Below are 8,497 nucleotides of genomic sequence, written 5' to 3'. Positions count from 1 at the left end.
AAAGCAAAAAGTGCTTAGCTTTAATTTCAGTTTATGCCTTAACTTGGAAGTATGAATAATTCAGGTTCATGAATTATTAATAGAAGAAAAAAATATACACCATGCTTAAAAGAATGGATTTTACTAATCCAAAGTCCAATTATAAATAATACAAACATTAAAATGTATATGATTACCCCGCAAATCCGACAACTATACTTACCAATACATCACTCCTCTATATTTAACTAACCTGCTACGTCGTTCACAATATTTGTAATTATCTTAACATAAATACCCATATTTCCTTATATGAATTTACTGAAAATTACAATTCACACCATAAATCACATATATTAAAAAACACACGGTATTTCGCTATTGAAATACCGTGTGTTTTATATTGGTAGATTAGTTCAACTAAGACTTTCGCCATTAAGGCTTGCACTCCAGAGCATAAGGGATTCTAAGATTGCCAAGTTTTCTAATGTTTGCACTTCTGAAGTGAACCCGTTAGCAATAGCTAGGCAGTGCTTTATATTTTTCCATTACATTAAGAACTCTTTTCCTTCCTTTGCAGCAACACCGCTACAATTACAATAATCCCCTTAAATGCTTCTCTCAAAAACGGTGGTACGCCAAACAAGTTTAATAGATTATTCATAACGGCAATGATGAGCATGCCGTATACGGTACCGAGGATAAACCCTCGTCCACCTAACATATTGGTTCCACCGACAACGGCTGCTGCGATGGCATCCATTTCCATTCCTCTACCGGCGTTGGAGAAGTCCATGGACCCGATACGAGATACCTGGATAATTGCAGCAATAGAAACAAGAAGTCCCATTAATGCATACACACGAAGCTTCACTTTATTGACATTAACACCAGACAGCTTTGCGGCTCTTTCATTCGATCCAACCGCGATAATTTGTCTTCCAAAGGTGGTTCGCTTGGATACATAATATAGAATAGCTGCAATGATCGCCCAATAAATGATCGGCATAATCATAAAATTACCGAATTTCATGCTTGATATTTGTAAAAATTCCACTGGTACCGTTGTATTATACCCTTGCGCAAAATGCTGGGTAACACTTCTGAAGATCATCATCGCTCCTAATGTTGCGATAAATGGCGGAACCATCCCCTTTGTGACAGTTACCCCGATAAGAGCACCTAATAAATAACCAAATCCCATTGTGAGAATAACGGTAAGAATGATCGCAGGAACCCCTGTAACACCAATGGCACCAAATATTCCTGAAGTTCCGGTGTCAAGCATGTACATGGAAAAGGCACCCGTAATAACTAATGTGGAACCGACAGCTAAGTCAATTCCTCCTGTCATAATGACAAAGGTCATTCCTAATGCGACAATCCCAACCCCCGCGTTGTTACGTAGAATATTAATCCAGTTGTTTGTCCAGGACTGGAACCATTCTCCAACGGAATCATAATCAAACCCTAATGTTAAGGTTTGCAACATAACCATAATAATAAGGGCAATTAAAATACTAAACAGTGGGTCATTGGACCATCTATTTTTAAACCATTCCAGAAACGTTCTCTTCTTCTTGACGGGAGGTATGTTCTCCAACTCAGGTTTCATAATTGGTCTCACTCCTTTCTAAGTCAAGCTCCCCACCAGTTGCTAGACTCATAATCGTATGCTCGTTCATCATCTCATTACGAACCTCACCCTGAATAACACCGTGATACATGACAAGCGCTCGATCACAAACACGGATGACTTCTTGCGCTTCACTGGATAAAACAATAATGGCAATATTCTCTTCGGCAAGTTTTAAAATAATATCGTAAATATCTTCCTTCGCACCTACATCCACACCTTGTGTAGGGTTATCTAAAATGAGTATTCTTGGGTTCGATGCTAACCATTTCGACAGGACCACTTTTTGTTGGTTTCCACCCGAAAGGCTAGTAATACTATCGGTCAATTCTCCCATCTTTAGCCTTAATGTACTTCGCTGTTCCCTAAAAGTCTGCCAATGCTTATTTGTGTTAATTACCCCGCGTTTGGAGAACAAGGGCCATGTGACAATCGAGGCATTTTCAATGATATCCATATCCTTAATAATTCCATTCTCTTTACGGTTCCGGGGAAGGTACGCAATACCTTTTTTGATGGCTTGGTATGTACTATTGATTTTTACTTCTTTGCCGTTTAGATGAACCTTGCCGGATAAAATGTTCTCCGCACCAAAGATTGCTTGAAAAAGTTCGCTCCGACCATCCCCAAGCAGACCAGTCACACCAACAATTTCACCAGCTCTAACGGAAAAGTTAATATCTCTGAATGAATGTTGATCTGTCAGTCCATCCACTCTTAATACTTCTTCGCCCTCTTCTGCATCCGTTTCTTTCTCTCTACGTAATGACTCTGTTCTAACGTCATAGCCGACCATGTAACTGGCCAACTCTTTGGTCGTTACGTCGCTCACATTCCCTTCTGCTACCAGATTCCCATCCCGAAGTACAAGGTATTGATTACAAACCTGCATAACCTCATTTAATTTATGAGAGATAAAAATGATCCCAACGTTGTGCTCCTTCATCGTTTCCATCATGTTAAAGACCCGTTCAATTTCGGAATCGGTTAAAGATGTGGTAGGCTCATCCATAATGATAACCGATGCATTCGTCATCATCGCACGGCATATTTCTACAATTTGTTTATAGGATGAATCCAGGTCACGAACCACCTTTGCAGGATCCAAATCTACATTCATTCGGTCAAACATTTCTGCTGTTTCATCATACATTCGCTTTAGATCCAGACTTCCTCGTTTCGTTTTTATTTCTCTACCTAGAAACATATTTTCATAGATAGGTAGATCATTAATTAAGTTCAGTTCCTGATGGATAAAAGCGATTCCCGTTTCAAGTGACTCAGCAGGTGTAGCGAAGTTAACTTCTTTTTCGTCCACTAAAATGGAACCCGAATCCATTTGATAAACCCCACCTAAGATATTCATTAACGTGGATTTACCTGCTCCATTTTCACCAAGTAATGCGCAGAGTTCACCGCCTTGAATGGAAAAAGACACATCCTTGAGAACGTTATTCGTCCCAAAAGACTTTCGTATATTTTTCATCTCAATTTTCATGCCATCACACCTATGATTTTAGTTAGAAAACTTATGTAGGAAGAGGCTACAGCTAAGCCATAACCTCTCGCTATTCAAATTTGTTTATTTCCGAAGATGGCACCTGTCTCCACGCCTTCGGTCAGCTTAGTACGGAGATCCGTCGTCAAGGAATTCTTCGTAATTGTCGCGGTCTACTACAGTTGTTGGAATGATTGTTTCTTCTTCAACGTCATCGCCATTTAGTAGGTCAACGGCAATATCAACGGCATCTTTTACCATTGCTGGGCTGTATAATGCAGATTGGATCCAGATATCTTCATTTTCTGGCATCATTTCGAAGTACTCCTGCATACCGCCGCCACCAGTTACAACTTGAATATCATCTCTTCCTGCTTCATTAATGGCCTGCAAAACACCAATTGATGTTTCATCATCCATGGAGTACACGGCATCAATTTGATCCATGCTTGTTAAAATATCAGCAAAATCGGTCAGTCCATCTTCTCTAGTAAATTTTGTCGCATACGTGTTAAGGCTCAGGTCTGGTGCAATTTCTTCAAGTGTTTCAACAAATCCAGCATTTCTTAATTCAGAAACAGAACCAGCTGAAGGTACTTCCAGAATAACCACTTCACCTTCTGTTCCAATCTTATCGACTACATAGTTGGCTCCTTGGACACCCATATCATAGTTGTCACCAGCTACTCGGTACACGCCATCTACATCAATCGCGATATCAAAGTTTACAACTTCAATTCCTTCATCCAACGCTCGTTGAATGGGAACTTCCATTCCTTCCCATTGTGGGAATGCAACAATTGCATCGGCTCCCCACGTGATTAAGTCATCTAGCTGTGCAGTCATTTCAGAAGCATCACTGCTTGTATGAATTTGGTAATCAATATCACCAGACTCCTTCAATTCTTCTGCACGCGTTTCTGCATGATAGGCAACCGCAGCAACCCAACCATGTGTCACAGCTGGTGCTAGAACACCTATTTTATGCGTATCACCAGAATCTCCATCACTATCACTATCACCTGAAGCATCATCTGAACCACATGCCGTCAACACCACTGGTACCATGACCAATACAAGTAAAACAAACAGTCTTATTAACTTTTTCAACAGTAAAACCCCCTTATTTTTATAAAAAGCTTAAAATCTATTAAGAATAGATTGTGAAACCAATAGTAAAAACCTTTTAATCAACCAATAAAAACGCTTTCATTTGTTCTAAAATAAATCTGCCATACCCTATTACAGAACCTTTATTTCATGCCCTGTTTTTAACGATTTTTCAATGACTTGTAGTAGTTTGATTATGTATAAAACGTCATCTAATGGAACAACAAGGTTCTCTTGATCCTTTTCCATGCATTCGATAAAATAAGCTAATTCATTGTGGAAAGCATCCGCTTGCTCTACTTCTACAACGGACATCTGATCCCCTTCGTAAAAATGAAGATGACGATCATCGATGCGCTCAATGTTTTTTCCTGCCTTCAACTGAAAATCCAGTGCATTCTCGCTAGTCTGTGCTCGAAGTGACATCGTGAATGGATAATTCATTGGCATTCGTTGAGATGCCTCGACAAACGCTTTTGCCTTGTTTTTAAAGGTAAGCGTGGTCATAATCTGGTCCCATGCTCCGTATTGATTTTGATGTCCTACTGCATAAACAGATTCCACCTCACCCAGCAAATAATAGACGAAATCTATATCGTGAATATGGAGATCAAATAGCGCTCCCCCGCTTTTTTCCGGATGCTGGAACCACTCACTCCACGCGGGGACCTGTCCTAGCCTTCCAGCATGAACCATCTCTATATCTTTCAATTTGTCCGTTTCACTGTATGCTTTAAACGTTTGGTATTCTGGCCAAAACCGGAGCAAATGTCCAACAAACAACCGCACACCGTATTTCTCCACCTCATGATAGATTCGTTTAGCAGCTTCTTCTGTTAACGTCAACGGCTTTTCACAAATGATATGCTTTCCTGCTCTGGCAGCCTTCGTTATATATTCCTCATGTAAAAAGGTCGGTACACAAATATCCACCATATCAATATCATCACGACGTAACAGCTCATCATAATCCGAAACGAAAGTCCCGTCGAATGGAGTTGTTAATTCATCATTACTACTTCTCGTACAAATGCTTGTAACGACGGCGCCTGGAATATGACGATATGCTTCCAAATGCGTTTTTCCAATAAAACCTAATCCAACTAATCCCACTTTTTTCATGATCGTCCCTCCAACTCTCTCAACCTAGTAAGCTCTTAAGATAGTTAATGGATCTTTTCACAGATTCGTTTACTTCTGCAAGATTTTCAGGGCCATCCGGTGTAAATTCAATTTCTACACTAATCGGACCCGTGTAATGCCCTTTTTCTAGGATGGTAAAAATACGGTTGAAATCAAGATTCCCATCACCAATCGCTGGAAAATTCCATTCCGGATTAGCTCCGAGTTTATCCTTTAAGTGGATAAATTCTACCTCATTAACGCTAGTCTCTAAATCCTCATACGGTAAAACATCCCCGTAAAGGATTACATTACCTGTATCGTAATTAATCTTGACTCGGTTATTTAGTGATTCGGCTAGTTTTTTTAACGAAACACCTGTTGCGAAATTATTACCATGTGTCTCCAATGTAAGCATTTTACCCGTGTCCTCACATTTTTTTAGGACAGGCTCTAAATTCTTCGCTAACACCAAGTCATCCTCAATAACATCTGCATCGTTATGCGCATCCCCTGTTGCAGAAATAACATACGGGCAATCAAAATAGGCAGCTAAGTCTATGCTTTTGATCAAGTTAGCGATTCCAGCTTCCGTCATGACATTACTGTGTGCACCAATTCCAACCACTGTCATTCCGTATTCGTTAAGTAATTCTTTAATCTGTTGGAGCTCATCATCTGACATATCTGGTAAAACATGTGCCGTATGATCCTTCACGGCAGCTAGCTCGATCTGAGTGAATCCAGCCTCACTAGCTCCTTTTATAGCTTCTTCGAGCGAATAACCATGATAGGTATTCGAGTTGATCGCAAACTGATTAAACATGCCAACCCTCCTTATAAAAATTGTGTTAGAGACTTGAAAAAACGTCTCCTCACTATATGAATGTAATCCGTTACAGTATTAAAAGGAAATATAAGTTAAGTCAAATTATTTTGAAAATTTATATAACTTCATTCCCGGTTAATTAGATCCAAGTATTTTTTCGACTACTTTTAAAGAAGCTATCGCCTCACCACTTGTTACAGGAGGCTCCTCATTGTTGACAATGCAATCAATAAACGCATCGATAACACCTGTACTTGTTTGATTGTCATTCGTTTGGATTTGCTCTATCTCGTATTTGATCACAGATCCATCGCCCATTTCTATGATGAGCTGTGCATCTGGGTGATGATAGATTTTAATAACGCCTTTTTGACAATAGATGGTCGTAGCGTTATCCTCTGCCCCGTAATAGGTCCAGGAAAAAGACGCTGTCCCTAACCTGCCTTTTTTCGTTTTTAATGCACAAACGACGTTGTCACAAACCTCAATCGGTTGTCCGTGTTCATCTACCTTATCAAGCGCTCCATGAAATGCATGCACATCCTCGATTTCGTCATCCAATAAGTAATGGATTAAATCAATTTTATGAATACCTAAATCACCGGCAACACCAGAGTGAGAGCGTTCCTTTTTAAAAAACCAAGTCGCATTCGATTTCGTAACTCCCCAGCTTTCTGGCCCCTGGTGACCGAATGTTGTCTTAAAGGTAAGCACTTCGCCTAACTCTTTCTTTTCTAAAATTTCCTTTGCTTTTTGGTGAGTTTTTGTAAATCGTTGATTATGGTCAACCATTAATTTTTTACCTGATTTACGTTCTGCCTCGGAAATTTCCTCTGCCTGCTTCACACTAATCGCTAACGGTTTTTCACATAAAACGTGCTTACCACTTAATAACGCTTTAGATGTATGGACATGATGGGCTTCATTAGAGGAACAATCACTAATTGCAACAATGGTTGGATCAGACAATAGATCTTCCAGTTTTTTGGCTACTCGCCCGCCAAATTCTTCAGCTAATTGTTGTGACCTTTCAATATTACGATCATAGAAGATGATTTCCTCGACATATGGATTGTCGTGATACTCAGGTGCATGACGGAATCTAGCAATCGATCCACACCCGATAATACCTATATTAAATCCCACAAGCATAACCTCCCTGCTAATAAAAATGGTTTGTTCCTACCCCATTGTCGATTCACGGATAATCAGTTCATGGTCTAACACAATGCTTTCCACCTTTTCCCCTTTCATACTACTCATTAGCATGTCAGCTGCTAGACACCCCATTTTGTACATCGGCTGCGAGATCGTCGTAAGGGTAGGGTTTGTCATACTTGAAAAGCTTATATTATCAAAGCCCACAATCGCAATATCACTTGGAGCTTCAAATCCACCATTTAAGGCTTTTAAGGCACCTATTGCTAACGTGTCCGAAACGGCAAACACCGCTGATGGCTTCTCTTCTAGCTGAAGCAGTATTCTCATAGCCTGAACACCATTCTCAAATTCCAATTCCTTTGTATGATAAATCCATTCATCATAGATAGGAAGATTAAATTCTTTTAACGCTCGCTCATACCCAGCCCGGCGAAGTCTTGCATAAAGGAACTTTTCGTCGGAATTAATGAGTGCTATTTTTTCGTTTCCTAGTTTAATGAGATGCTTAACTGCTTGATAGGCCGCTAGTTCACTATTAATGGTGACGTACGGAATGCTTCCCCCCTCCTCATACTCACTACAGAGAATAACGGGGTGATTTTCTGCTAACTCGTTCAGCCATTTCATGTTGACGGTTGGATCCATCGAAATAATACCGTCTGCTAGCTTGTTCTTGACCATATTAAAGTAAATATTTTCTCGTTCTGGTTTGGAGTCTGTCTCGCAAAGAAGAATATTATAGTTATGAGCAATCGCCGTGTTTTGGATTCCGTTGATAATTTCGGTGTAAAAGGGATTGGAAATGCTAGGCAGTAGAACGAGCATCAAACGACTTTCTGAGTTTCGCAGATTTCGCCCTAGCATACTAGGTTGATAATCTAGCTCTTTGATCGCAATTTCAACCTTACTCCTTGTCTCAGGAGTTACAGAGGTAGCATGATTCAATACTCTAGAAACCGTTGCAACGGATACACCTGCTTCCTTAGCGATCTGTTGAATATTTGCCATGATGATTCCTTCTTTCAATAATATGTAATCGATTACATTTATAGTTTAAGTTTTATAAAGGGCTTTGTCAACAAAATTAACAGTTAAGTTTGTGTCAAGTTTTTCTCGGTACCCTTATAACACCAGTATATCTGGCACTCTATTTTTGTACGCT

General features: G+C 39.8%; 7 protein-coding genes. All 7 read right to left on the bottom strand.

Translation table 11 applies throughout. The annotated features are described in order from the left end of the window. Positions 1–532 precede the first annotated feature (532 nt). On the bottom strand, positions 533–1,594 hold the full coding sequence (locus tag ACFQ3N_RS20030) for an ABC transporter permease (RefSeq protein WP_390364948.1): 1,062 nt from the start codon (positions 1,592–1,594) through the stop codon (positions 533–535). Then, positions 1,584–3,113: a sugar ABC transporter ATP-binding protein gene (locus ACFQ3N_RS20025; RefSeq protein ID WP_390364946.1), complete on the bottom strand. Its 1,530-nt coding sequence runs from the start codon at positions 3,111–3,113 to the stop codon at positions 1,584–1,586. Before ACFQ3N_RS20025 ends, ACFQ3N_RS20030 begins: the two co-directional genes overlap by 11 nt. Before the next feature lie 126 nt (positions 3,114–3,239). Beyond that, positions 3,240–4,223: an ABC transporter substrate-binding protein gene (locus tag ACFQ3N_RS20020; RefSeq protein WP_390364944.1), complete on the bottom strand. Its 984-nt coding sequence runs from the start codon at positions 4,221–4,223 to the stop codon at positions 3,240–3,242. A gap of 132 nt (positions 4,224–4,355) precedes the next feature. Next, positions 4,356–5,345: a Gfo/Idh/MocA family protein gene (locus ACFQ3N_RS20015; protein ID WP_390364942.1), complete on the bottom strand. Its 990-nt coding sequence runs from the start codon at positions 5,343–5,345 to the stop codon at positions 4,356–4,358. A 19-nt stretch (positions 5,346–5,364) separates the two neighbouring features. Next, entirely contained in the window at positions 5,365–6,171 is an 807-nt protein-coding gene (locus tag ACFQ3N_RS20010; protein ID WP_390364940.1) for a sugar phosphate isomerase/epimerase family protein, read from the bottom strand. 138 nt (positions 6,172–6,309) lie between these two features. After that, positions 6,310–7,320, bottom strand: coding sequence for a Gfo/Idh/MocA family protein (locus ACFQ3N_RS20005; protein WP_390364938.1), 1,011 nt, complete (start codon positions 7,318–7,320; stop codon positions 6,310–6,312). 36 nt (positions 7,321–7,356) lie between these two features. Further along, positions 7,357–8,343 carry a LacI family DNA-binding transcriptional regulator gene (locus ACFQ3N_RS20000; RefSeq protein ID WP_390364936.1) on the bottom strand — a complete coding sequence of 329 codons (987 nt, stop codon included), beginning with the start codon at positions 8,341–8,343 and terminating at the stop codon, positions 7,357–7,359. Positions 8,344–8,497: the final 154 nt, after the last annotated feature.

The sequence above is a fragment of the Virgibacillus byunsanensis genome (genome assembly GCF_042675965.1).
Lineage (GTDB): Bacteria > Bacillota > Bacilli > Bacillales > Amphibacillaceae > Virgibacillus_R > Virgibacillus_R byunsanensis.
Note: the sequence above shows the minus strand (reverse complement) of the source record. Positions and strands in the feature narration are given on the sequence as shown.

What these genes read in the sequence shown, in the direction of transcription:
- ACFQ3N_RS20030 (WP_390364948.1), bottom strand. Translation starts at nt 1,594, where the DNA reads ATGAAACCTGAGTTGGAGAACATACCTCCCGTCAAGAAGAAGAGAACG.
- ACFQ3N_RS20000 (WP_390364936.1), bottom strand. Translation starts at nt 8,343, where the DNA reads ATGGCAAATATTCAACAGATCGCTAAGGAAGCAGGTGTATCCGTTGCA.
- ACFQ3N_RS20025 (WP_390364946.1), bottom strand. Translation starts at nt 3,113, where the DNA reads ATGAAAATTGAGATGAAAAATATACGAAAGTCTTTTGGGACGAATAAC.
- ACFQ3N_RS20015 (WP_390364942.1), bottom strand. Translation starts at nt 5,345, where the DNA reads ATGAAAAAAGTGGGATTAGTTGGATTAGGTTTTATTGGAAAAACGCAT.
- ACFQ3N_RS20010 (WP_390364940.1), bottom strand. Translation starts at nt 6,171, where the DNA reads ATGTTTAATCAGTTTGCGATCAACTCGAATACCTATCATGGTTATTCG.